The sequence below is a fragment of the Streptomyces sp. NBC_00377 genome, from assembly GCF_036075115.1.
Taxonomy (GTDB): Bacteria; Actinomycetota; Actinomycetes; order Streptomycetales; family Streptomycetaceae; genus Streptomyces.
Window position 1 is genome coordinate 452,066 of record NZ_CP107958.1, and the last position, 21,729, is coordinate 473,794.

The 21,729-nt window shown below is 72.8% G+C and carries 18 protein-coding genes; 12 read left to right on the forward strand and 6 right to left on the reverse strand.

Going from position 1 to position 21,729, the window contains the following annotated elements:
• Window positions 1-167: 167 nt before the first annotated feature.
• Complete coding sequence (locus OHS71_RS02270) at window positions 168-3,743, reverse strand: BTAD domain-containing putative transcriptional regulator (protein WP_328476212.1); 3,576 nt, start codon at window positions 3,741-3,743, stop codon at window positions 168-170.
• A gap of 293 nt (window positions 3,744-4,036) precedes the next feature.
• On the opposite strand from OHS71_RS02270, the gene OHS71_RS02275 reads away from it, so the two are divergent.
• Together OHS71_RS02275 and OHS71_RS02280 are read left to right on the forward strand one after the other, a co-directional pair.
• The gene (locus tag OHS71_RS02275; RefSeq protein WP_328476214.1) at window positions 4,037-4,477 is read left to right on the forward strand and encodes a Tat pathway signal protein; all 441 of its coding nucleotides are present in this window, start codon (window positions 4,037-4,039) and stop codon (window positions 4,475-4,477) included.
• Between the two features lie 87 nt (window positions 4,478-4,564).
• Window positions 4,565-4,723 carry a hypothetical protein gene (locus tag OHS71_RS02280; RefSeq protein ID WP_328476216.1) on the forward strand — a complete coding sequence of 53 codons (159 nt, stop codon included), beginning with the start codon at window positions 4,565-4,567 and terminating at the stop codon, window positions 4,721-4,723.
• Between the two features lie 229 nt (window positions 4,724-4,952).
• On the opposite strand, the gene OHS71_RS02285 is transcribed toward OHS71_RS02280, so the two are convergent.
• The 3 genes from OHS71_RS02285 to pdhA are packed head-to-tail and all read right to left on the reverse strand — an operon-like array spanning window position 4,953 to window position 8,655.
• Window positions 4,953-6,464: a dihydrolipoamide acetyltransferase family protein gene (locus OHS71_RS02285; protein ID WP_328476218.1), complete on the reverse strand. Its 1,512-nt coding sequence runs from the start codon at window positions 6,462-6,464 to the stop codon at window positions 4,953-4,955.
• Complete coding sequence (locus tag OHS71_RS02290) at window positions 6,461-7,480, reverse strand: alpha-ketoacid dehydrogenase subunit beta (protein WP_328476220.1); 1,020 nt, start codon at window positions 7,478-7,480, stop codon at window positions 6,461-6,463. Before OHS71_RS02290 ends, OHS71_RS02285 begins: the two co-directional genes overlap by 4 nt.
• Before the next feature lie 5 nt (window positions 7,481-7,485).
• Window positions 7,486-8,655, reverse strand: coding sequence for a pyruvate dehydrogenase (acetyl-transferring) E1 component subunit alpha (gene pdhA, locus OHS71_RS02295; protein WP_328476222.1), 1,170 nt, complete (start codon window positions 8,653-8,655; stop codon window positions 7,486-7,488).
• 120 nt (window positions 8,656-8,775) lie between these two features.
• Here pdhA and OHS71_RS02300 point away from each other — a divergent pair, with 120 nt between their 5' ends.
• Window positions 8,776-9,276, forward strand: a complete 501-nt coding sequence (locus OHS71_RS02300; RefSeq protein ID WP_328476224.1) for an Lrp/AsnC family transcriptional regulator — start codon at window positions 8,776-8,778, stop codon at window positions 9,274-9,276.
• 138 nt (window positions 9,277-9,414) lie between these two features.
• Here OHS71_RS02300 and OHS71_RS02305 read toward each other — a convergent pair whose 3' ends face one another.
• Window positions 9,415-11,115: an aldehyde dehydrogenase family protein gene (locus tag OHS71_RS02305; protein WP_328476226.1), complete on the reverse strand. Its 1,701-nt coding sequence runs from the start codon at window positions 11,113-11,115 to the stop codon at window positions 9,415-9,417.
• A gap of 4 nt (window positions 11,116-11,119) precedes the next feature.
• Complete coding sequence (gene hisC, locus OHS71_RS02310) at window positions 11,120-12,166, reverse strand: histidinol-phosphate transaminase (protein WP_328476228.1); 1,047 nt, start codon at window positions 12,164-12,166, stop codon at window positions 11,120-11,122.
• Between the two features lie 924 nt (window positions 12,167-13,090).
• Here hisC and paaN point away from each other — a divergent pair.
• The 9 genes from paaN (at window position 13,091) to paaE (ending at window position 21,620) form a co-directional block, all read left to right on the forward strand.
• A complete protein-coding gene (gene paaN / locus OHS71_RS02315) occupies window positions 13,091-14,803 on the forward strand; it encodes a phenylacetic acid degradation protein PaaN (RefSeq protein WP_328476230.1) in 1,713 nt (570 codons plus the stop codon).
• On the forward strand, window positions 14,796-16,019 hold the full coding sequence (locus OHS71_RS02320) for a thiolase family protein (RefSeq protein ID WP_328476232.1): 1,224 nt from the start codon (window positions 14,796-14,798) through the stop codon (window positions 16,017-16,019). The genes paaN and OHS71_RS02320 overlap by 8 nt, the downstream gene beginning before the upstream one ends.
• Window positions 16,016-16,771, forward strand: a complete 756-nt coding sequence (locus tag OHS71_RS02325) for an enoyl-CoA hydratase/isomerase family protein (protein ID WP_328476234.1) — start codon at window positions 16,016-16,018, stop codon at window positions 16,769-16,771. The genes OHS71_RS02320 and OHS71_RS02325 overlap by 4 nt, the downstream gene beginning before the upstream one ends.
• On the forward strand, window positions 16,768-17,622 hold the full coding sequence (locus OHS71_RS02330; protein ID WP_328476236.1) for a 3-hydroxyacyl-CoA dehydrogenase family protein: 855 nt from the start codon (window positions 16,768-16,770) through the stop codon (window positions 17,620-17,622). The genes OHS71_RS02325 and OHS71_RS02330 overlap by 4 nt, the downstream gene beginning before the upstream one ends.
• Before the next feature lie 226 nt (window positions 17,623-17,848).
• A complete protein-coding gene (paaA, locus tag OHS71_RS02335) occupies window positions 17,849-18,847 on the forward strand; it encodes a 1,2-phenylacetyl-CoA epoxidase subunit PaaA (RefSeq protein WP_328476238.1) in 999 nt (332 codons plus the stop codon).
• Window positions 18,844-19,146, forward strand: coding sequence for a 1,2-phenylacetyl-CoA epoxidase subunit PaaB (gene paaB / locus OHS71_RS02340; protein ID WP_328476240.1), 303 nt, complete (start codon window positions 18,844-18,846; stop codon window positions 19,144-19,146). The genes paaA and paaB overlap by 4 nt, the downstream gene beginning before the upstream one ends.
• Window positions 19,147-19,156: 10 nt before the next feature.
• On the forward strand, window positions 19,157-19,993 hold the full coding sequence (gene paaC / locus OHS71_RS02345) for a 1,2-phenylacetyl-CoA epoxidase subunit PaaC (protein ID WP_328476242.1): 837 nt from the start codon (window positions 19,157-19,159) through the stop codon (window positions 19,991-19,993).
• Window positions 19,987-20,502 carry a 1,2-phenylacetyl-CoA epoxidase subunit PaaD gene (paaD, locus tag OHS71_RS02350; protein ID WP_328476243.1) on the forward strand — a complete coding sequence of 172 codons (516 nt, stop codon included), beginning with the start codon at window positions 19,987-19,989 and terminating at the stop codon, window positions 20,500-20,502. Before paaC ends, paaD begins: the two co-directional genes overlap by 7 nt.
• Window positions 20,503-20,513: 11 nt before the next feature.
• Entirely contained in the window at window positions 20,514-21,620 is a 1,107-nt protein-coding gene (gene paaE / locus OHS71_RS02355; RefSeq protein ID WP_328484371.1) for a 1,2-phenylacetyl-CoA epoxidase subunit PaaE, read from the forward strand.
• Window positions 21,621-21,729 lie beyond the last annotated feature (109 nt).

Here is a 21,729-nt window from a genome sequence, read left to right on the forward strand (position 1 = left end):
TCCCGCTCGGGGTTTGTCGCGGAGGTCCGCCGAGCCGGTCGGGCGTCGCCTGCTCGGCCGCTCGCCGGCAGCGCTCCACCTTTTCCGACTGTCGCGGAGCAGGCGGGGCACGGCCCGGGAGTGCGCCTTGGAGGGCTCGCCCCGCCGGAGTTCGTGCCGCTGCGAACTCAGCTCCCGGGCGGTGGCGGGCCCTGGGCGGCGATCCTGTGGTGTTCGTGCTCCGCCAGTTCGGACAGGGTGAGGGTCCCGCAGGTATCCGCCAGGGTTTTCGCCTGTTCCAGCTCGGCGAGCGCCTCGGTCCGGTGGCCCGAGGCGGACAGTGCGGTGCCGGCGGTCAGGCGGGCCATGGCCTCGTAGAGCGGCATGCGGGCCGCGCGGAACTCGGCGGCTGCCCGGCACGCGGTGGGACCTGCCGCCGGGTTCTGCCCGGCGAGTCGTACCTCGGCGCGGGCCAGTAGCGCGAACCCGCGCCGGCCGGTCGTCACACCGAGGGCCGTGGCAGCGGCCGCGCGGTCGGCCCACCTCTCGGCGGCTGTCACATCGCCCAGGGCCAGTTCCGCATCAGCCAGCAGCCGGAACCACATGGGGCGGACCGGGGCTTCGAACCCGAGGAGGTCTTGGCCGCCGCCCGCTTCGAGCACCTTGCTGACACAGCCCTGCGGATCTCCGTCGAGCAGCAGTGTCTGGCCGAGCATCCCGACGATCGCCGACCGGTGCGCACCCGTTGCGGGGCCGGCCGCGGAGAGTGACTCCTCACAGATCTTCCGTGCTCCGGCGAAGTCTCCCCGCCACAGCAGGACGGCCGCGCCCACCACCTCGGCCAGCGAGCGAGGCTCGTCGCTGCCGACGAGTGACGCCGCTTCCAGGGCGTCGTCGGCGTAGGTCGCCGCATCGTCCAGGTGTCCGAGCCACAGGTGGACGTAGGCGGAGGCCGCGAGGAGATCGGCGAGCACGAGGCTCTGGCCGGTGCGGCGGGACGCCTCCAGGCCCCGGCGGAGATGGCGCAGTGCGGGGTCGTAGCGTCCGTGGAGCATCTCCGTCCAGCCCGTCATGACGAGTGTGTCCATCTGCCCGGCAAGCTCCTGGTCGTCGGCGTCGTCGAGCACTTCCACGACGGTGTCGAGGTAGCGGGCCGCCCGGGCGTCGCCGACGGAGGTGTGCGCCAGGGCCAGCAGGGCGCGGACCGCTGTCGTCTGCACCGGGTCGCCGATGCCTTCCGCCGAGAGCAACGCGCGTCGGCCCCAGTCGATCGCCGTGGCGGAGTCGTTCCTGCGAAGGGCGACAACGGCGACGCCCAGCTGCAAAGTGGCGGTCTGCGGCTGTAGTTGGCCCTCGTGGTCCGTCAACTCCCGCAGCAGCAGGGCCGTGGCCTCCTCGTAGCGGCCGAGCGCCCACTCCATGGTGGCTCGCAGGGCGGCGACCTGGGCTCGTCGCCCCACGGCCTGCGCGGGCACGAGGGTGGCGGCCGTGCGCAGGACGGCGCGGCTTTCCAGCAGTCGTCCGGCCATGCCCAGCGCCTCGGCCTGCTGGAGCCACAGTTCGGGCCGCAGCCGGCTCCGCTCGCCGAGTAAGCGCAGGGCCTCCTGTGTCCAGTGGGCGGCGGTGGCCGGTGCGATCGTCATCACCTGACGGGCGGCCCGTACCAGTATGTCGACGGCGTGTTCGTCTCCCGCGCGCGCCGAACGCTGAACGTGCGACGCCTGGGCGGTCAGCGGGGCGCCGCGCAGTGCCAGGCTGTCCGCGGCCCGGGCATGCGCCTCGATCCGCCAGCCGGCGCCCGCACCCTGGTACACCGCCGCCCGCACCAGCGGGTGGCGGAACCGGAACTGGCGCGTGGAGCCGATCTGGCGTACCAGGTCCCGCCCTGCGGCCTCGTCCAGGGCGGCAAGGGCCTGTGGCTCACCGGTTCGCGCCACGACGGCCACCATGTCGGCCTCGAAGGAGTCACCGAGCACCGCGGCCGCCTGTGTGCAGACCCTGGCGGTGGGCGACAGGCCGTCCAGCTCCTCCAGCAGTGCGGCACGCACCGAACCCGGTAGGTCGTCGGCAACAGGCACCGAGCCGGCCGGGACGGCCCGGGTCACCGGAATCGGCGGCAGGCTCTCGTCCCGGGCACTCCGGGTCAGCGCCTCGAGGTAGAACGGGTTGCCGCCGCCGGCCTCGTAGAGCTGCCGAAAGCGCCAGTGATCCGGCCCGGCCCCGCACAGCTCCGCTCCCTCGGCGGGAGACAGCGGTCCCACCTCGATCCTGGCCAGCCTCCCTTCCGCCGCCGCCCGGGCGAGTGCCGCGGACAGTCGCGGCGGAGCCTGCCGGGGGCGGTAGGCGAGGGCGAGGAGCAGCGGTGTCCTCGGCGGGTGCCGTACCAGGTGGTCGATCAGCTCGGCTGTGCCGTCGTCCGTCCACTGGAGGTCGTCCAGGCTGAGCACGAGCCCGCCGTCGGCACTCAGCGTCTCCAGCAGCGTCCGCACCGCCCGGTGGAGCCAGTACCGTTCGACCGTCACCGGCTCCGGCCCGGGCGGGAAGCGGTCGCAGAACGCGGGGAAGACCGTACTCAGCAAGGTGAACGCGCCCGGCGGCGAGCCGTCGTGCCGGAGCCGGCCGAAGTCCACCGTGCCGAGGTGGTCGTCCAGGGCGTCCACGAACGCGCCGTAGGGAGCCCGGTCGAACTCCACGCTGCGTCCGGCCAGGGACACGAAGCCGCGCTGCCTCGCGCGTTCGCCCAGTTCACCGAGCAGTCGTGTCTTTCCGATACCCGGCTCCCCGACCAGCTCCAGCACTCCTGGTTCACCGGCCAGGGCACCCTCGATCGCATGGTCGAGGGCCGTCAACTCCGTTGTTCGACCAACCAGTCGGCTCCCCGTCCGTGGGCGCCGCGGTGTCGGCGGGCCGGGCGGGACACCGTCCTGCCGGGTGGGGGACACCGGCGGGGAGGCGGGCGACGGGCGCGGCACGAGGGCGCCTGGGGACCTCGAAGAGGACCTGGCGGCCGGGACGTTCAGTGCGGGATCGCCGGTGAGGATCTTCTGGTGCAGGTGCCGCAGCGGAGGGCTCGGGTCGCAGCCGAGTTCTTCGGCCAGCAACCGCCGGGTCCGCTCGTGGTGGTGGAGAGCGTCGGCCGTGCGACCACAGCGGTACAGAGCGAGGATGTACTGACAGGCCAGCCGTTCGTCCAGGGGATGCGTCTCTGCCCGGGCGGACAACTCGGCCAGCAGCCCGGTGTGCTGACCGCAGCGGAGCCGGACGTCGGTGTGGTCCAGTTCGGCCGCGAGGCGTTCCTGGTCCACGGCATCGCGGAGGGCGTTGATCCAGGGGGTGTCCAGGCCCGCGAAGGCGTGTCCCCGCCAGAGGCCGAGTGCCTGCCCGAACAGGGCGGCTGCCCGCTCGTCCTGCCCGCTTCCCGCGACCGCCCGGGCCTGGGCGACGTAGTCGCGGAAACGGTGCAGATCCACCGCCGCCGCTTCCACGCCGAGGACGTAGCCGGCGGATCGCCGGACGATGTCCGTCCCCCCGACGGGGGCCAGCACCTGCCGCAGCCGGGAGAGGTAGCCGTAGAGCGTGTTGCGGGCCCGCTGCGGAGGACGGTCCGCCCAGACGCGCTCGACGAGCTGGTCCACGGAGACAACCCGGTTGGCGTCCACCAGCAGCACGGCCAGCACACACCGCTGGCGGGCATGCCCCAGATCCACGATGCGGCCGTCCACACGCGACTCGACGCTGCCGAGCACTTCGAACTCAACCGTCACCGCACCCCCCACGAGTCCCGGACCCACCCTGGCACAACACGATCGACCAGCCCATTCAACGTTCGGCCAAGGTTCACCGACGGTCGGCCGCGCGCCTTGGTCCAGGCCAGGAGCCGCGCCAGAAGGGCCGGCTGGCGCGCCGACACCTCAGCAGACCAGTGCCGATCCCGCAGCGGCTCCGGCCTCACGGCGGGCCCGGCCGACCGAGGGATCGGGAAGGTTCGGAGCCTGCCGTGTCGTCCAGCAGCCGGTCGTGCGCGGCCACCCCGTCATCACCACCCAGGAGGACTTTCATGGTCAACGGCATCACGCTCAAGGGCATCGGGAAGAAGCTCGCGGTCGCGACCGCCACCGCGGGTCTGGTCATCGCCGTCTCCGGCCAGGCCCAGGCCGCGAACTACTACCAGAGCACCTACGACGGCTGCGCGTCCGTCGGCGGCTCGTACAACTACTGGCAGGTCGGGACGGCCGGCGGCTACCCGCTCTACGACACGAACTGGGACTTCGCGATCGCCGACAACTGCGCCGACGGCAAGGGCGCGGGGCTCTACACCACGTACCAGAAGTGGGAGAACGGTTCGTGGAACTACCACGGCTACACCAAGCTCGGCGCCGACAGCAATGGCGCCAACGACACCCCCGGCTACGCCAAGAGCAAGGGTTACAGCGTTCGCGACGTGAAGCTGTACGTCTGCTTCGTCGGTGACGGGAACTCCTGCGTGGCGCTGTTCTAGCGTGTTCGGGGGTCGGCTCCGGGAAGTCTCCCGGAGCCGACGCACTTCGGCTGCCACTGACCGGACGCCCGGCTCGCGCAGGACACCATGGCCCTCGTCGCCCGCCAGGACGACCGCTGCCGCGAGCAGTCACTTCGCCTCCAGCGCCGCCGGCCGCAGCTCCAGCTGATCGACCCGGTGCCGCAGCAGGGCGACCTGGGCTTCCGGGCTGACTTCCCGCTCCGCCCCGCGCTGGATGCGCGGTGACCGGCGGCGCGCTCGATCACCGCGTCCAGCCGGACCAGGCGGTGTGGCCCGTTCGGGCCGTCGACGAGCCGGGACCGGCCCACCGTTGCGGTACCCCCTGACACCCGCCCGACGATCTACGCCGTCGCGGACGTCCTGGCGCTCCTGGCGCTCCTGGCGGATCTGACGCCACCCGCCCTCCCTCCGCGCCCGCCGGCTTGCGCGGGAAACCGGCGAAGGCGTCGCCGGATCAGGCGTCGGCGAGCAGGATCGCCGGGCGTTCCACGCAGTCGGCCACGAAGCGCAGGAAGCCGCCGGCCACTCCCCCGTCGCAGACCCGGTGGTCGAAGCTGAGGGAGAGCTGCATGACCTTGCGGACCGCGAGCGAACCGTCCACCACCCAGGGCTTGTCGACGATGCGGCCCGCGCCGAGGAGAGCCGCCTCCGGGTGGTTGATGATAGGCGTGGAACCGTCCACCCCGAACACCCCGTAGTTGTTGAGCGTGAAGGTCCCGCCGGTCAGACAGCCGGGCGGCAGGCCCCCCTGGCGGGCGAGTTCGGTCAGCCGAGCCAGTTCTGCGCCCAGTTGCGCGGTCGTCATACGGTGGGCGTCGCGGACGACGGGGACGACCAGTCCGCGCTCGGTCTGCGCGGCGAACCCCAGATGGATCTCACCGAAGCGGACGATCTCCCGCCGCTCGCTGTCGACCGTGGAGTTCAGCTCCGGGTAGCGGGTCAGGCCGGCCACACAGATCCGTGCCAGCAGCGCCAACACTCCGATCCGGCGTCCCGGTCGGGCGGCCTCCAACGCCTTCATGGTCTGGAGCAGCCCGGTGGCGTCCACATCGACCCACGTGGTGGCGTCGGGTATCTCGGTACGGCTGCGCGAGAGCTTGTCCGCGACCGCGCGGCGGACTCCGCGCAGAGCGATGCGCTGGACGCCGTCCAGCGCGGGCCGCCCGCTCGCGGCGGAAGCCAGGTCTGCCGACGGCTGCTCCACCGACGGCTGTCGGGCCCGCTCGACGGCCCGCTCCACGTCCCCCCGCAGTACGACTCCGGCCGGACCGGACGGCGACAGGCCGGCCAAGTCGATCCCGTGGTCCCGCGCCATCCTGCGGACGAGGGGCGAGATCACCCGGGGGGCGTGCGGGAAGGCGGTCGGCGGTGCCCCCTCGTCGTAGGCCGGCGGTCCCTCGTCGGCGGCCGGTGGTGCTGCCATGGCGGGGCCACCGCCCCCGGGGGCCGCCGGGATCTCACGGGCGGGCGTCGCCGGGGAGCGCCGCCGCCGGCGACGGCTCGGGGCCGGGCCGTGGCCCGTCCCGTACCCGATCAGCACGTTGCCCGAACCGGCCTGTTCCTCCTCCCGGTGACGCTCCGCTGCCGGGTCGGCCGTCGCCGCTCCGGCCGTGGCACTGCCGGTCGGCGCGGTCCCGAGGTCTGCGGCGTCGTGGCCTCGGCCGGCGTCGTGCCCCGTGTCGCCGGCCTCGCCGGCCGTCTCGCCGGAGACCGCCGTGCCCACCGTGATCAGCGGCTCCCCCACGCCCAGCGCCGTACCCGCCTCCGCGTGCAGTCGCAGCACCGTGCCGGCGTACGGGACCGGTACCTCGACCGCGGCCTTGGCGGTCTCGACCTCGATGACGATCTGGTCGATCGCCACCGTGTCGCCGACCGTGACCTTCCACTCGACGATCTCGGCTTCGGTGAGCCCTTCTCCGAGGTCGGGCAGCCGGAACAGCTGCTCCTGAAGCGTCGCGGTGGTCATGCGACCATCCCCTTCAGCAGGTGCCGGGTGTCGGGCGTGTCGTCGAGCTGGAGGCGGTCGACGGCGTCGAGGATCCGGTCGACCCCGGGCAGATGGACGTGTTCGAGCTTGGGCGGCGGATACGGGATGTCGAACCCCGAAACCCTGAGCACGGGTGCGGCCAGCGAGTGGAAGCAGCGTTCCTGCACGCGTGCGGCGATCTCCGCGCCGACCCCGGCGAAGCCCTGGGCCTCCTGAACGACCAGGCAGCGCCCCGTCCGGCGAACCGACGCGCTCACCGTCTCGTCGTCGAAGGGCACCACGGTCCGCAGGTCGACCACCTCGAGTTCGACACCCTCGGCCGCCGCGGCTTCGGCGGCCGCCATGGCCACCGGCAGCGACGGTCCGTAGGCGACGACCGTGGCGTCGCGGCCCTGCCGCCGGATGACCGCCCGGCCGAAAGGCGCCGCACCGCGCCGCTCCAGGTCGGCGTCCTCCTTCGACCAGTACAGCTTCTTCGGTTCCAGGAATACCACCGGGTCGGGGTCGGCCACGGCGTCCCGCAGCAGCCAGTACGCGTCCTCGGCGGTCGCCGGGGTGACGACCTTCAGTCCCGGCGTGTGCGCGTAGTACGCCTCGCTGGAGTCGCAGTGGTGCTCGACTCCGCCGATCCCGCCCGCGTACGGGATGCGGATCACCATGGGCAGCGTGAGCCGCCCCCGCGTCCGGTTGCGCAGCTTGGCGACGTGCGAGGCGATCTGCTCGAACGCCGGGTAGGCGAAGGCGTCGAACTGCATCTCCACCACGGGCCGGAAACCGCCCATCGCCATGCCGACGGCCAGACCCACGATGCCGGCCTCCGCCAGCGGGGTGTCGAAGCACCGCTCCTCACCGAAGTCGCGGGTCAGCCCGTCGGTGATCCGGAAGACGCCGCCCAGCGGACCGACGTCCTCACCGAAGACGAGCACGCGCTCGTCCTCGCGCAACGCGTCACGCAGTGCGGTGTTCAGCGCCTGCGCCATCGTGACCTTCGCCATGGCCGTCAGTTCTCCTGATTCTGAAGCTGGGTCTGATTGCGGGGCTGCGACTGTGGCTGTGATGCGGGGGACGCGTCGGTCTCCGCCAGCTCGGCCGCCAACATCGCGCGCTGTTCCCGCAGTTGCGGGGTCGGCTCGGCGTAGACGTGGTCGAAGAGCTCCAGCGGATCGGGCACGGACTCCGCGTTCATGCCCGCGCGCAGCTCCGCGGCCAGCGTCTCCGCCTGTTCGCGCACGGCCGTGACGTCCTCGTCGGTGAGCGCGCCGCGGGCGCGCAGGTACCGCTCCAGGCGGCTGAGCGGATCGGCGGCGCTCCATCGCTGGACTTCCTCGGCGTCGCGGTAGCGGGTCGCGTCGTCGGCGTTGGTGTGCGCGTCCATGCGGTAGGTGTGCGCCTCCACCAGGAAGGGACCATGCCCGGCGCGGGCGTGTTCGACCGCGGCGGTCAGCACGGCCAGTACGGCGACCAGGTCGTTGCCGTCGACCTGTTCGCACCGCATCCCGTGGCCGATGCCCTTGTAGGCGAGGGCGGGTGCCGCGCTCTGCCGGGCCAGCGGGACGGAGATCGCGTACTTGTTGTTCTGGACGAAGAAGACGACCGGCGCACGGAGGACGGCCGCGAAGTTCAGCGCCTCGTGGAAGTCGCCCTCGCTGGTGGCGCCGTCACCGACCAGGGCCATCGCCACGCCGTCCTCGCCCTTGCGGCGTATCGACTCCGCCATGCCGGTGGCGTGCAGCACCTGGGTGGCCAGCGGGGTGCACTGGGGTGCGGTGCGGGTGGCGGCCGGATCGTATCCGCAGTGCCAGTCGCCGCGCAGCAGCGTCAGCACCTCGAGGGGGTCGATACCGCGGGTGACCAGGGCGACGGAGTCGCGGTAGGTCGGGAAGAGCCAGTCGTCCGGGCGCAGCGCGAGCACCGCGCCGACCTGGCACGCCTCCTGTCCCCGGCTGGACGGATAGACGGCGAGCCGCCCCTGCTTCGTCAGCGCGGTCGCCTGCGTGTCGAACCGGCGCCCCACAACCATCCGCCGGTACGCCTCGCGCAGCACCTCGGCCGGGGGCTCGGTGTATCCGGCCGGCGGCTTGGCCGCAGCGCCGTCCTCGGCCACGAACCGCACCGGCGTCAGTGACGGCAGGAGACTCTGCACCGTCTGCCGCAGGCTCTTCACAGACATGGAGGGCACTCGCTTTCTCTGGACACTTGACAGAAGAATGGTCTCTACTACGAAATATGTGTTCAATACTTCGGCCGAACCGGCGATGAACTGCCGAACCGGATGACCTGGGAGCGCCATATGTCTGAGAAGGACTCGCGGTCCGGGACCGCGTCCGGACGAACTGCCGCCCAGCTGGACGACATCGACCGGCAGATCCTGGGCCGGCTCCTCGAAGACGGCCGGGTGTCGGTGCGGGCGCTGGCCGAGCAGGTGCACATCTCCCGCGCCAACGCCTACACGCGGATCGGCAGGCTGGTCGCCGAGGACATCATCAGCGGCTTCACCGCGCGCCTCAATCCGAAACGGGCGGGGCTGGGCACGAGCGCATACCTGACGGTCAGCATCGAGCAGAACGCCTGGCGCGACATCTCCCGCGAGCTGCGCGAGATCCCGTACGTCGAGCATGTCGCCCTCGTCGGGGGCGACTTCGACGTCCTGGTGCTGGTGCGGACACCGGACAACGAGAGACTGCGCCACGTCGTGCTGGAGCGGGTCCAGGCGGTCTCCGGGGTGCGCGCGACCCGTACCTGGCTGGTGTTCGACGAGGTACGCGGCCCGGGCGCCCACTGGACGACATGACCGGTGCCCGGCACGGCGGGACCGACCCGCCCCGCGGCCTGGCCCGCGCTCTGCTCGGCGGAGCCCTCGGTACGGTCGCCGGCCCCGCCGCAGGTACCGACGCCCGGCCGGCCCGCGCCACCGCGCCCGGCACCGCGGTCATACGTCGAGCAGCGCGGCGGCGGGCCGCCGCAGCGTCGCATCGGCCCCGGCCCCCGTCGGCGTGGCCGCGTGCCGGGAGCGCAGCACCCGGAACCGCCCGGTGACGAAGTGGGCGCCCGTACCGGGGAGGTCTGCGATGAACGAGGAGGGGTCGGCGGACAGATCGTCGACGACGTTCTCCACCAGATGCACCCCGGCGTCGAGCGCCGCCGTCTCCGCGGCCGCCAGCACGAGGGGATCGGTCGAGTGCACCGCGGCGAACAGCGCTCCGTGCCGGCCGACGGTGCCACGGAACAGGGCCAGGCTGTGCGCGGTCGACTCGGTGCCCACCAGGAACGCGACGGGTCCCGGCCACTCGCGGGTGTAGACGCGTTCGCTCCGCACCCCGAGCCGGACGATGAGCGGGCTGCGCACGTCGACCACGGGGTGGCCCGGAAGGCTCAGTGGCTGCGAGGCGTGCACCACCGTGCCGTACCTGGCGGCTTCCTCGATCGCCGCCGGCACCTCGTCGCCCGCGAGCGCGCCCAGCAGCCGTGACACCCGCGCCGGACGGGCGAGCAGGCGGTCCACGGCTTCGCCGAGGTCGGCGCCGAACTGCCGCAGGCTCTTGGGGCCTTCGTCCGTGTCGAAGCCCGATGCCGGTACCAGGATGTTCTGCGGCGTCGTCCGGGCCGTGCCGCTGCACCGGCACAGGGCGAGGGCGAGGCCGCCCAGCAGTCCCTGGTAGTCGTCGGTGGAATCCACGATCAAGGTGTTCAGTCCGGTGCGGGTCGCGAACACGGCTGCCTGGCCGGCATGTTGCCGCAGCCAGGAGGCGAAGCGCCCCGAGCCGGTGAAGTCGACGATACGCACCGCCGGTTCCACGGCCAGCCGCTGGTGCAGACGCTGGTCGGGTTCCGCCACCGCCAGACTGACGACGTCCGGGTCCTGGCCGGCCTCCGCAAACACCTCGCGGGCGATGCGCACGGTGATCGCCAGGGGCAGCACCGAGCGTGGATGCGGCGCCACGATGACGGGGTTGCCGGTCACCAGGCTGGTGAAGAGGCCCGGATACCCGTTCCAGAGGGGGTAGTCGGGACAGCCGATGAGGAGCGACACCCCTCGTGGGACCAGGGTGCTGGTGCCGCACACCGTCAGCGGCTGCCCCCGGCGCCGGGTCTCCTCCCGGCGCAGCTCCAGGGGGACGCGCTCGGACTCGGCGAAGGCGTGCGCGACCGCCTCCAGGGCGCGGTCCTGGGCGCACGGCCCGGCGGCCCGGTACGCCGCGGGAAGGGGCTGACCGGTGGTGTGGTGCACGGCCAGGGCCAGCTCATGGCTGCGCGTGTTCAGCCGCCTGAGCATCTCCACCACCAGTCCCGCCCGGTGGTGGAGCCCGGCGACCCGCCATCCGGCCGTCGCCCGCCCCGCCGCCGCCACCAGGGCCGCCGGGTCGCAGCGCGGGTACGCGATGCCCATGGCCAGGCCGTAAGGGGAGGACTCGGTGGCCACCCGGCCGAGCTCACCGGGCTGACCGAGGTCGAAGGGACGGCCGAGCAGGGAGGCGAAGACCTTCGCCGCCGTCCGGGACGAGCGCATGCCCGCGTCGGCGGCTCCGCGCCATGTCGTCTGTGTGAAGGGCGCGCAGCGTTCACCGGTCGCGACGGCACGTACCGCCTGGTGAAGCAGTTCGCGGTGGCGCTCATAAGGGCCGGGGTGCACGGCCTCAGCCTCTCCAGTCCGCGGCGAGTGCGAGGAGGGTGTCGTTCTCCTGAGGCAGGCCGATCGTCACCCGGACGCCTTCGCCGAGGAAGGGGCGGACGACCACTTTCCCGCTGAGGCAGTACAGGGCGAAGTCCGCGCTGTCGCCGGCCAGTGGCAGCCAGACGAAGTTCGCCTGGGAGGCCGGCACTTCGTAGCCGAGCGTACGCAGCCGCTTTCTCACCCGCTCCCGCTCGGCGACCGTGAGCGCCGCGCGGCGGGCGACCTCCGCGTGCTCGCCGAGGGCGATGACGGCGGCCTCCTGGGCGAGCGCGCTGACGCTGAACGGCACCTGTGTCTTGCGCACCGTGGCGGCGATCTCCGCCGGCGCCACGCAGTACCCGACCCGCAGGCCCGCCAGCCCGTACGCCTTGGAGAAGGTCCGCAGCACGACCACGTTCGGCCGGTCGCCGAGCAGGCCGAGCGCGTCGGGGACCAGCGCCGGATCGGCGTACTCCCGGTAGGCCTCGTCCACGACGATCAGTACGTCTTCGGGCACCCGGTCGGCGAAGTCGCGCAGCGCCTGCTCGCCGACCGCGGTGGAGGTGGGGTTGTTGGGGTTGCAGACGAAGACCAGCCGGGTCCGGCCGGTGATCGCCTCGGCCATGGCGTCGAGGTCCAGTCCGTGCTCACGCAGCGGGACCCGCACCGCCCTGCCCCCCGCCACCGCGGTGAGGATCGGATAGGCCTCGAAGGACCGCCAGCCGAAGACGACCTCGTCGCCGGGGCGGACGACCGAGTGCAGCAGCTGTGCGCAGACCTCGGAGGAACCGGCGCCCACCGCGATCCGCTCCGGAGCGACGCCGTGATGCGCTGCCAGGGCGTTCACGAGAGCGGCGGCGCTCATGTCGGGATACCGCGACACACCACCGGCCAGCTCCCCGAGCCTGGCCACCACGCCGGGCAGCATCCCGTGCGGGGACTCGTTGCTGGCCAGAGGGGCCGCACCGGGCAGCTTGCGGCCCGGCACATAGGCGGGCAACTGCGCCAGGGACGAACGGACACGCACCATGCTCGACTCGCTTCTCCAGCGGAACCCGAAGCCGTGCCTCCGGGCACTCGACAGGAGAAGAGTGGACAACGGACCACAAACGTTCAACCAAACGGGGAATCGGGCGACAGACAGCCGATACACCCCCCTTGTACCGGCAAGTAGTCCGACCAGGGCCGTGTCAGGACACCTCACCCGAGACGGACGGCAGCGCCTCATCGGCGGGAGAGGTGCGGGCCAAGGGCACGGTCGCGGGGCGCGGCGGCCATGAGGTCGCAGCCGGGGCGGTGAGAAGGAAGATCCGGTCGCCGTGGGCGGCCTCGTGCCGTGCGGTCACCGCGGGGGCCGGGGTCCCGGTGCTCGGCGGGCCCCTCGCGGCGTGCCGGCGCCTCGGGACCGGGACGGCGTATCGCGCCCGGTCCGCGGCGGGCATCGCCTCCGCGAGCGGTCGTCCGGTGCTCGGCGGGCCCCTCGCGGCGTGCCGGCGCCTCGGGACCGGGACGGCGTATCGCGCCCGGTCCGCGGCGGGCATCGCCTCCGCGAGCGGTCGTCCGGTGCTCGGCGGGCCCCTCGCGGCGTGCCGGCGCCTCGGGACCGGGACGGCGTATCGCGCCCGGTCCGCGGCGGGCATCACCTCCGCGAGCGGCCGTCCGGTGCTCGGCGGGCCCCTCGCGGCGTGCCGGCGCCTCGGGACCGGGACGGCGTATCGCGCCCGGTCCGCGGCGGGCATCGCCTCCGCGAGCGGCGGCCCAGGGCCGCCGCGGCCTGCCGGTCGGGTACCCCGTCCGAGTCGGGCGGCGGCCCGCTGGAAGGGGGCGGCCGGGCCTGAGCGCCAGTGGTCCGGGTCACTCGCCCCGTCACCTTGTGTCCCGACCGAACATTCGGTTAGCGTGCCCGGCGGCCGAGTCATCCAGCATCACCACTGCCTGTCAAGAGGTGGACCACATGCCCGACCAGACCCCTGAGCCCCCTGACTTCTTCGCGTGGCATCGCCCGCTGCTGGACCGGGCGGTGGCGGCGACCGCGGACCGGGGCCACTGGACGCCGTATCCGGAGTCGCCCAGCACGAAGGTCTACGGCGAGGACTCCCCCAAGCGCGGGGAGGCCGCCTTCCGCGACCAGCTCGGCGCACCGTTCGATCTGCCGGGACACCCGGGCGAGGGGGCTGTGGAGCCCCGGGAGACGTCCCCCTACGGCTTCGCGCTCGGCGTCACCTACCCCCGCGTCGCGCCGGACGAGGCGGTGGCCGCCGCGAAGGCCGCCACCGGTCGCTGGCGCGAAGCGGGCCCCGACGTCCGCGCGGGGGTCGCCGCCGAGATGCTGGCCCGGCTGAACGCGGCGAGTTTCGAGATCGCGCACGCCGTGCAGCACACCACCGGCCAGGCTTTCGTCATGGCGTTCCAGGCCGGCGGGCCGCACGCACAGGACCGCGGCCTGGAGGCGGTCGCGTATGCCTGGGCGGAGCAGAAGCGGCACCCGGGCGAGGCCCGTTGGAGCAAGCCGCAGCGCAGGGGCGACCCGCTGGTCATGGACAAGAAGTTCACACCGGTCGGACGCGGTGTGTCCTTGCTGATCGCCTGCAACACCTTTCCCACCTGGAACGGCTACCCGGGCCTGTTCGCCAGTCTGGTCACCGGCAACCCGGTCGTCGTCAAGCCGCACCCGGGCGCCGTCCTGCCCCTGGCGATCACCGTGCGCATCGCCCGCGAGGTCCTGGCCGAGGCGGGCTTCGACCCGAACGTGGTGGTACTCGCCGCCGAGGAGGCCGACGAGCGCACAGCGGGCGTCCTCGCCCGGCACCCGGACGTGCGGATCATCGACTTCACCGGCTCGACCGAGTTCGGCGACTGGCTGGAGGCCACGGCGCGTCAGGCCGTCGTCCACACCGAGAAGGCCGGACTGAACACCGTCGTCCTGGACTCCACCGACGACTACCGGGGGCTGCTCGGCAACCTGGCCTTCTCGCTCTCCCTCTACAGCGGGCAGATGTGCACCACCCCGCAGAACCTGCTGATCCCGCGCGAGGGCTTCACCACGGACCAGGGCGTACGCAGCGCCGCCGAGTTCGCCGCCGACCTCGGCGCCGCACTCGACAGGCTGCTCGACGAGCCCGGCCGCGCGGCCGGCACCCTCGGGGCGATCGTCAACAGCCAAGTGCTCGAACGTCTCGACCGGGCCTGCGAACTGGGCCGTACGGTGCGTGCGTCGGCATCCGTCGAGGACCCCGAGCACCCCGAGGCGGTCATCCGGACGCCGCTGCTGGCCCTCCTGGACGCGCAGGCCGACCGGGAGACGTACAGCCGGGAGTGGTTCGGGCCCGTCTCCTTCGTCATCGCCACCGACTCCACCGCGCACAGCCTGCGCGTCTTCCTGGAGACGGTGCGCCGGCACGGCGCGCTGACCGCCGCCGTCCACTCGACGAGCGAGGCGGTGCTCGCGGCGGCCGAGGCAGCGGCCCTGGACGCCGGAGTGCATCTGTCGGAGAACCTCACCGGCGGCGTGTTCGTCAACCAGTCCGCCGCGTTCAGCGACTTCCACGGCAGCGCCGCCAACCCGGCCGCGAGCGCCACCCTGTCCGACCCCGCCTTCGTCACCGGTCGCTTCGCCACGCTTCAGTCACGCCGCCCGGTCGTCTCAGAGGAGCCCGCACATGCCTGACGAGATCTACCTGATCGACGGGGCCCGTACCCCGCAGGGCCGCTACGGGGGCGCACTGGCCTCCGTGCGCCCCGACGACCTGGCCGCTCTGGTGGTCGGCGAGGCCGTCCGCCGCTCGGGCATACCGGGCGAAGCCGTGGACGAGGTCATCCTCGGCGCCGCCAACCAGGCCGGTGAGGACAACCGGGACGTCGCTCGGATGGCCGTGCTGCTGGCGGGGCTCCCACACTCCGTGCCCGGCTACACCGTCAACCGGCTGTGCGCCTCGGGCCTGACCGCCGTCGCCTCGGCCGCCCAGGCGATCCGGGCCGGCGAGGCCGACCTGGTCGTCGCCGGCGGGGTGGAGTCCATGACACGTGCCCCCTGGGTGACGGAGAAGCCCGGCACCCCCTGGGCCAAGCCGGGCCAGACGTACGACACCTCGTTGGGCTGGCGCTTCACCAACCCTCGCTTCGCCGCCGCCGACCGGGCCGTTCCCGCCGGGGCCGGACCGGAGAGCGTCAAGGTGACTCTGTCGATGGGCGAGACCGCCGAGGAGGTCGCCGCCCTGGACGGCATCACCCGCGCCGAGTCCGACGCGTTCGCGCTGCGCAGTCATCGACGGGCGGTCGCGGCCCAGGAGGCGGGCCGTTTCGACCGCGAGATCGTGCCCGTCCCGGTCAAGGACGGGCAGGTGACGCGCGACGAGGGCCCTCGGCCCGCCACCACGCTGGAGAAACTGGGATCACTTCGCACGATCTTCCGCGCGGACGGGATCGTCACCGCGGGCTCCGCCTCACCGCTCTCCGACGGCGCCGCCGCCCTGGTCGTGGCGAGCGCGGCGGCCGTGGAGCGGCACGGGCTGACGCCGCGCGCCCGGATCGTCACGTCGGCGTCGGCGGGGGTCCAGCCGCACCTGATGGGCCTCGGCCCGGTCCCCGCCACGGAGAAGGCCCTCGCCCGCGCAGGCTGGTCGACCGCGGACCTGGACGCCGTCGAGCTGAACGAGGCTTTCGCCGCGCAGAGCCTCGCCGTCATCCGCCGCCTCGGACTCGACGAGGACAGCGTCAACGCCGACGGCGGCGCCATCGCCCTCGGACACCCGCTGGGCTGTTCCGGCGCCCGCATCCTGCTGACCCTGCTGGGGCGGCTGGAGCGCGCGGACACGCGGCGCGGCCTGGCCACGCTGTGCGTGGGAGTCGGGCAGGGCGTCGCGATGCTGCTGGAGCGGGTGTGAACCGCGGCTGCGGTCCGTACGAGACGCTGCTCGTCGAGGAGCACGCGGACCGGGTCGTCGTCACACTGCACCGGCCCGAGGCACGCAACGCCATCGACGGCCGCATGGTGGCCGAACTGCACGAGGTGTGCGCACTGCTGGAACGCGAACCGAAGCTCCTGCTCCTCACCGGTCACGGCGGTGTCTTCGCGGGCGGCGCCGACATCGCCGAGTTGCTGCGCCGAGGCCGGGACGAGGCGCTCCAGGGCATCAACAGCCGGCTGTTCGAGCGGGTGCGGCGGCTGCCGATGCCGACCCTGGCCGCGGTCGACGGCTGGGCGCTCGGCGGCGGCGCGGAACTGGCCTACGCCTGCGACCTGCGGATCTGCGGACCGGACGCCGTGTTCGGCAACCCGGAGCCAGGGCTCGGCATCCTGGCCGCGGCCGGTGCCTGCCGGCGGCTGCCCGAGCTGGTCGGCGAGTCGGTCGCCAAGCAGGTGCTGCTCGCCGGCCGGAACCTCGACGCACGGGCGGCGCTGGCGGCGGGGCTGGTCATCGACGTCGTACCGGCGGAGAAGCTGTCGGCCGAGGCGCATGCCCTGCTCGACCGCATGGCGCGTTCCTCCGCCCTGGCTCTGCGCCTGACCAAACTCGTCGTCGACTCGCCGGGTGCGAGCCCGGTCGCCGACGACCTTGCGCAGGCGGTGCTGTTCGAGGGCCAGGACAAGAAGGACCGCATGAGCCGTTTCCTGGAGAAGAGGAGTCAGGCATGACCTCGACGCCCGCAGTGGTCGCGGTGATCGGCGGTGGCCGCATGGGCGCGGGCATCGCACAGGTCTTCGCGGCAGCCGGTTCGCGCGTGACGCTCGTGGAGAGCGGCGAGCGGGCCGCGGCGGCGGCACTGGACCGCGTCGCCACCGGCCTGGAGCGGGCCGCCGGGAGGGGCCGTGCCGACGAGCCCGCCGACCGGGTGCTCTCCCGCGTCCGGACGGTGCACACGGTGGACGACCTGCCCGCGGACGCCGGTCTCGTCGTGGAGGCCGTTCCCGAGGACGCGCGGCTCAAGGCCGGCGTGCTCGCCGCGGCCGAGCGGGCCGTGGGGGCGGGGACCGTGCTCGCCACGAACACCAGCTCCCTGTCGGTGACCGAGCTCGCCGCTGCCCTGAGCCGGCCCGACCGTTTCCTGGGGATGCACTTCTTCAACCCGGTGCCCGCCTCCGCGCTGATCGAGCTCGTGGTCGCGCCGGACACCCGAGGCGATGTCGTGCAGGCCGCACTGGCCTGGACGCGTGCCCTCGGCAAGAAGGACGTCGTCGTCAAGGACTCCCCCGGTTTCGCCAGCAGCCGCCTCGGCCTGGCCCTGGGCCTGGAGGCGATCCGCATGGTGGAGGAGGGTGTCGCCCTGCCCGAGGCCATCGACGACGCCATGAACCTCGGTTACAGGCACCCGATGGGGCCGCTGCGTCTGACGGATCTGGTGGGACTCGACGTGCGTCTGGCCATCGCCGAACACCTGCACGCCACCCTCGGCGAGCGCTTCGCACCGCCCGCGCTGCTGCGCGCCAAGGTCGCCCGCGGCGAGCTGGGCCGCAAGACGGGGCAGGGGTTCTACGCATGGCCGTGAACGCCGGCGCGCGGGCCGGTGGGGCCGCGGCCGGGGAGTCGCGGCACGGCGCCGCCTCACCGGGAACGTCCGGGCCCGGCAGGAGGCCACCGGACAGCGGCCCCGGCCTCCTCGACGGACGAAAGCCGACCTCCTGGGGCACTGCTCAGGCGCCGGCACTTGCCAGAACAGCCAGGACTCGTCATATCATGGACCGAACGAATGGTCGGTTGGGAAGTTGGTTTCGATGACCTCACCACAGTCCGGTACGCCCTCCACCTCGTCGTCCGCCGGCTGCGCCGAGCCGGAGCTCCAGCGGCAGTTCGACGAGACGATCGCGCACAACCAGCGGATCGAACCGCGCGACTGGATGCCCGAGGGCTACCGCAGGACGCTGATCCGCCAGATCGCGCAGCACGCCCACTCGGAGATCATCGGCATGCAGCCCGAAGGCGAGTGGATCACCCGCGCGCCGTCACTGCGCCGCAAGGCGATCCTGTTCGCGAAGGTCCAGGACGAGGCGGGGCACGGGCTGTACCTGTACTCGGCGGCCGAGACCCTGGGCGCCGACCGCGCCGACCTCACCGAGCGGCTGATCGAGGGCCGGCAGAAGTACTCGTCGATCTTCAACTACCCGACGCCGACCTTCGCCGACGTCGGCGTGATCGGCTGGTTCGTGGACGGCGCGGCGATCTGCAACCAGGTGCCGCTGTGCAGGAGTTCCTACGGGCCCTACGCGCGCGCGATGGTGCGGGTCTGCAAGGAGGAGTCGTTCCACCAGCGGCAGGGCTACGAGCTGCTGATGACGATGATGCGCGGCACCGAGGCCCAGCGCGACATGGTCCAGGAGTCGGTGAACCGCTGGTGGTGGCCGTCCCTGATGATGTTCGGCCCGCCCGACGACGACTCGCCCAACTCCGCGCAGTCGATGGCCTGGAAGATCAAGCGGCACACCAACGACGAACTGCGCCAGCGCTTCGTCGACATGACCGTCCCCCAGGCCGCGAAACTCGGCGTGACACTGCCCGACCCCGAACTGCGCTGGAACGAGCAGCGCGGACACCACGACTTCGGCGCCCCCGACTGGTCCGAACTCAAGCGGGTGATCACCGGCGACGGGCCCTGCAACGCACAGCGGATGGAACGGCGCAGGACCGCCCACGAGGAGGGCGCCTGGGTGCGCGAGGCGGCGACCGCGCACGCGGCCAAGCACAACAAGCGACGCGAGGAAGGTACGGCGGCATGAGCGACGCCGAAGGCACGAAGAGGGACTGGCCGTTGTACGAGGTGTTCGTGCGCGGCAAGCGGGGGCTGAACCACGTACACGTCGGCTCGCTGCACGCCGCCGACGACCGCATGGCGCTCACCCACGCCCGCGACCTGTACACGCGGCGCAACGAGGGCGTGAGCATCTGGGTGGTGCGCTCGGAGCACATCGCGGCTTCCACGCGCGACGAGAAGGACCCCTTCTTCGCGCCCAGCGCCGACAAGGTCTACCGGCACCCGACGTTCTACGACATCCCCGACGACGTCCCCCACATCTGAGGAGCAGGGCATGAGTGACGATCACGTCTATCTGTCCCTGGCGGAGGGACACGACGCCGACGGCGGCGACGCACGCTGGGCGTTCGGCACGGGATTCGAGGACCCGCTGCACGGCGTGGACACCGCCGTACCCGCGGGCGTCGACGCCGGACGGCTGGCCCTGACCTGTCTGGAGCTCGCGGACGACGCGCTGGTCTCGGCCCAGCGCCTCGCCGAGTGGACCACCCGCGCCCCGGAGCTGGAGGAGGAGGTGGCGCTCGCCAACATCGGCCTCGACCTGCTCGGTCAGGCCCGCCTCCTGTACGCGCGCTGCGGCCAGATCGACGCGACCGGGCGCGGCGAGGACGCGTACGCCTACTTCCGCGACGCGGACGACTTCCGCAATGTCCGGCTGGCCGAACTCCCCAACGGCGACTTCGCGTTCTCGATCGTGCGGCTGCTGGTGCTGTCCAGTTGGCGGCTCGCCCACTTCGAGGAGCTTTCGGCGTCCCCCGATCCGGTGCTCCGCGCCATCGCGGCCAAGGGCGTGAAGGAATTGACCTACCACCGGCAGTACGCCGCCGAGTGGGCCGTACGGCTCGGGGACGGCACGCAGGAGTCCCACCGGCGCATGCGGGCGGCGCTGCACCAGGTCGGACCGTACCTGGCAGAGCTGTTCACCGCGTACGACGGACGGGACGAGGTCGTCGCCGTCCTGACGCAGGTCACCCATGCGGCGGGCCTGCCGATGCCCGCCTGGCAGCCGATGCCGGGGGCGGGACGCGAAGGCGAGCACACCGAGCATCTCGTCCCGTTGCTGGCCGAGTTGCAGGGCGTCGCCCGCGCACACCCGGAGGCGACATGGTGAGCACCCTGACGGACGCCCGGCGTGCCCGGCGCATCGCCGAGCAGGTCCCCGACCCCGAGATGCCCATGCTGACCCTGGCCGACCTCGGAGTCCTGCGCGGCGTGGACGTCGCGGCGGACGGGCGGGTCGTCGCGAGCCTCACCCCGACCTACTCGGGCTGTCCGGCGATGGCGGAGATGCGCGCCGACGTCGCCGGGCGGCTGCGGGCCGCCGGATTCGAGCGGGTGGAGATCCGCACGGTCCTGGATCCGCCGTGGACCACGGACTGGATCACGGCCGAGGGCCGCCGCAAACTCGCCGAGCACGGCATCGCGGCCCCGGGCCCGGCGCCGCGGCCCGCGCCCGGCCCCGTGCCACTGGTGCTGTCACCCGTCCGGCGCGCCGTGGCCTGTCCGCTCTGCGGCTCGGCGGACACCGAGGAGACCTCCCGCTTCGCCGCCACGTCCTGCAAGGCGCTGTGGCGCTGCCGCGCCTGCCGGGAGCCGTTCGAGTACGTCAAGGAGATCTGATGGAAGACCTGATGGCCCCGACCGCCGGCGGCCCTGCCGGGGCGCCGCGCGCACGTCGGCGCCCCGCCTTCCACGCCCTGCGCGTCGCCGCCGTGACGCGGCTGTGCGAGGACGCCGCCGCCGTCGGCTTCGTGATCCCCGACGCGCTGGCCGAGGAGTTCGCCTTCGCCCCCGGGCAGTCGCTCACCCTGCGCCGAGAAGTCGACGGCCGGGACGAGCGGCGCTCGTACTCCATCTGCTCCCCCGCCGGATCCGGCCCCCGCATCGGCGTGCGCGAGGTACCCGGCGGCCTGTTCTCCTCCTGGCTCGTCCACGACGTCCGGCCCGGAGACACCATCGAGGTGATGGCCCCCACCGGCGCCTTCACACCCGACCTGACCGCGCCCGGCCACCACGTGCTCATCGCCGCCGGGTCGGGCATCACACCGATGCTGTCCATCGCCGAGTCGGTCCTCGCGGCAGACGACCGCTCCCGGGTCACCCTCTTCTACGGCAACCGGCGCACCGACTCGGTGATGTTCGCCGACGACCTGGCCGATCTGAAGGACCTGTACCCTGCGCGCTTCCAGGTCGCGCACATCCTCTCCCGCGAACCGCGCGAGGCCGACCTGCTCTCCGGCCGGCTCGACGGAGACCGCCTCGGCGCACTCATCGACGGTCTGGTCGACGTGGACGGCGCCGACCACTGGTGGTTGTGCGGCCCGCACGGCATGGTCCGCGACGCCCAGCGGGTACTGGGCGGGCTCGGCGTGCCGGTCGACCGCGTCCACCGGGAACTGTTCTTCGCCGACGACGAGCCGGTACGGCAGGTGCGCCATGAGGAGCCCGGTATTGAGGGACCGGTCAGTCAGGTCACCGTCGTCCTGGACGGCCGGTCCACCACCTCCGCGCTCCCCCGCGACACCACCCTCCTCGACGCGGCCGCACGCGTCCGCCCGGACCTGCCGTTCGCCTGCAAGGGCGGCGTGTGCGGCACCTGTCGCGCCCTGGTCTGCGACGGCGAGGCCGACATGCGCCGCAACTACGCGCTGGAACCCGCCGAGGTCGACGCCGGCTATGTGCTGACCTGCCAGACCTTCCCCGTCTCCGAGAGCCTCACCGTCGACTACGACAGCTGAGGGCCGTCGTGATGCCGGCGCACTCCGCAATCAGCGCAGACGTCGGCACCGGCCGCTCCGACCGTCCCTCCCGGGTTCCCGGTCGGGCCGACTCGCAAGGGCGTCCGTG

What these genes read in the sequence shown, in the direction of transcription:
- paaD (WP_328476243.1), top strand. Translation starts at nt 19,987, where the DNA reads ATGGTGAGCACCCTGACGGACGCCCGGCGTGCCCGGCGCATCGCCGAG.
- paaB (WP_328476240.1), top strand. Translation starts at nt 18,844, where the DNA reads ATGAGCGACGCCGAAGGCACGAAGAGGGACTGGCCGTTGTACGAGGTG.
- pdhA (WP_328476222.1), bottom strand. Translation starts at nt 8,655, where the DNA reads ATGTCTGTGAAGAGCCTGCGGCAGACGGTGCAGAGTCTCCTGCCGTCA.
- OHS71_RS02330 (WP_328476236.1), top strand. Translation starts at nt 16,768, where the DNA reads ATGACCTCGACGCCCGCAGTGGTCGCGGTGATCGGCGGTGGCCGCATG.
- paaE (WP_328484371.1), top strand. Translation starts at nt 20,514, where the DNA reads ATGGCCCCGACCGCCGGCGGCCCTGCCGGGGCGCCGCGCGCACGTCGG.
- OHS71_RS02285 (WP_328476218.1), bottom strand. Translation starts at nt 6,464, where the DNA reads ATGACCACCGCGACGCTTCAGGAGCAGCTGTTCCGGCTGCCCGACCTC.
- paaC (WP_328476242.1), top strand. Translation starts at nt 19,157, where the DNA reads ATGAGTGACGATCACGTCTATCTGTCCCTGGCGGAGGGACACGACGCC.
- OHS71_RS02290 (WP_328476220.1), bottom strand. Translation starts at nt 7,480, where the DNA reads ATGGCGAAGGTCACGATGGCGCAGGCGCTGAACACCGCACTGCGTGAC.
- OHS71_RS02275 (WP_328476214.1), top strand. Translation starts at nt 4,037, where the DNA reads ATGGTCAACGGCATCACGCTCAAGGGCATCGGGAAGAAGCTCGCGGTC.
- OHS71_RS02320 (WP_328476232.1), top strand. Translation starts at nt 14,796, where the DNA reads ATGCCTGACGAGATCTACCTGATCGACGGGGCCCGTACCCCGCAGGGC.
- OHS71_RS02300 (WP_328476224.1), top strand. Translation starts at nt 8,776, where the DNA reads ATGTCTGAGAAGGACTCGCGGTCCGGGACCGCGTCCGGACGAACTGCC.
- hisC (WP_328476228.1), bottom strand. Translation starts at nt 12,166, where the DNA reads ATGGTGCGTGTCCGTTCGTCCCTGGCGCAGTTGCCCGCCTATGTGCCG.
- paaA (WP_328476238.1), top strand. Translation starts at nt 17,849, where the DNA reads ATGACCTCACCACAGTCCGGTACGCCCTCCACCTCGTCGTCCGCCGGC.
- OHS71_RS02280 (WP_328476216.1), top strand. Translation starts at nt 4,565, where the DNA reads ATGGCCCTCGTCGCCCGCCAGGACGACCGCTGCCGCGAGCAGTCACTT.
- paaN (WP_328476230.1), top strand. Translation starts at nt 13,091, where the DNA reads ATGCCCGACCAGACCCCTGAGCCCCCTGACTTCTTCGCGTGGCATCGC.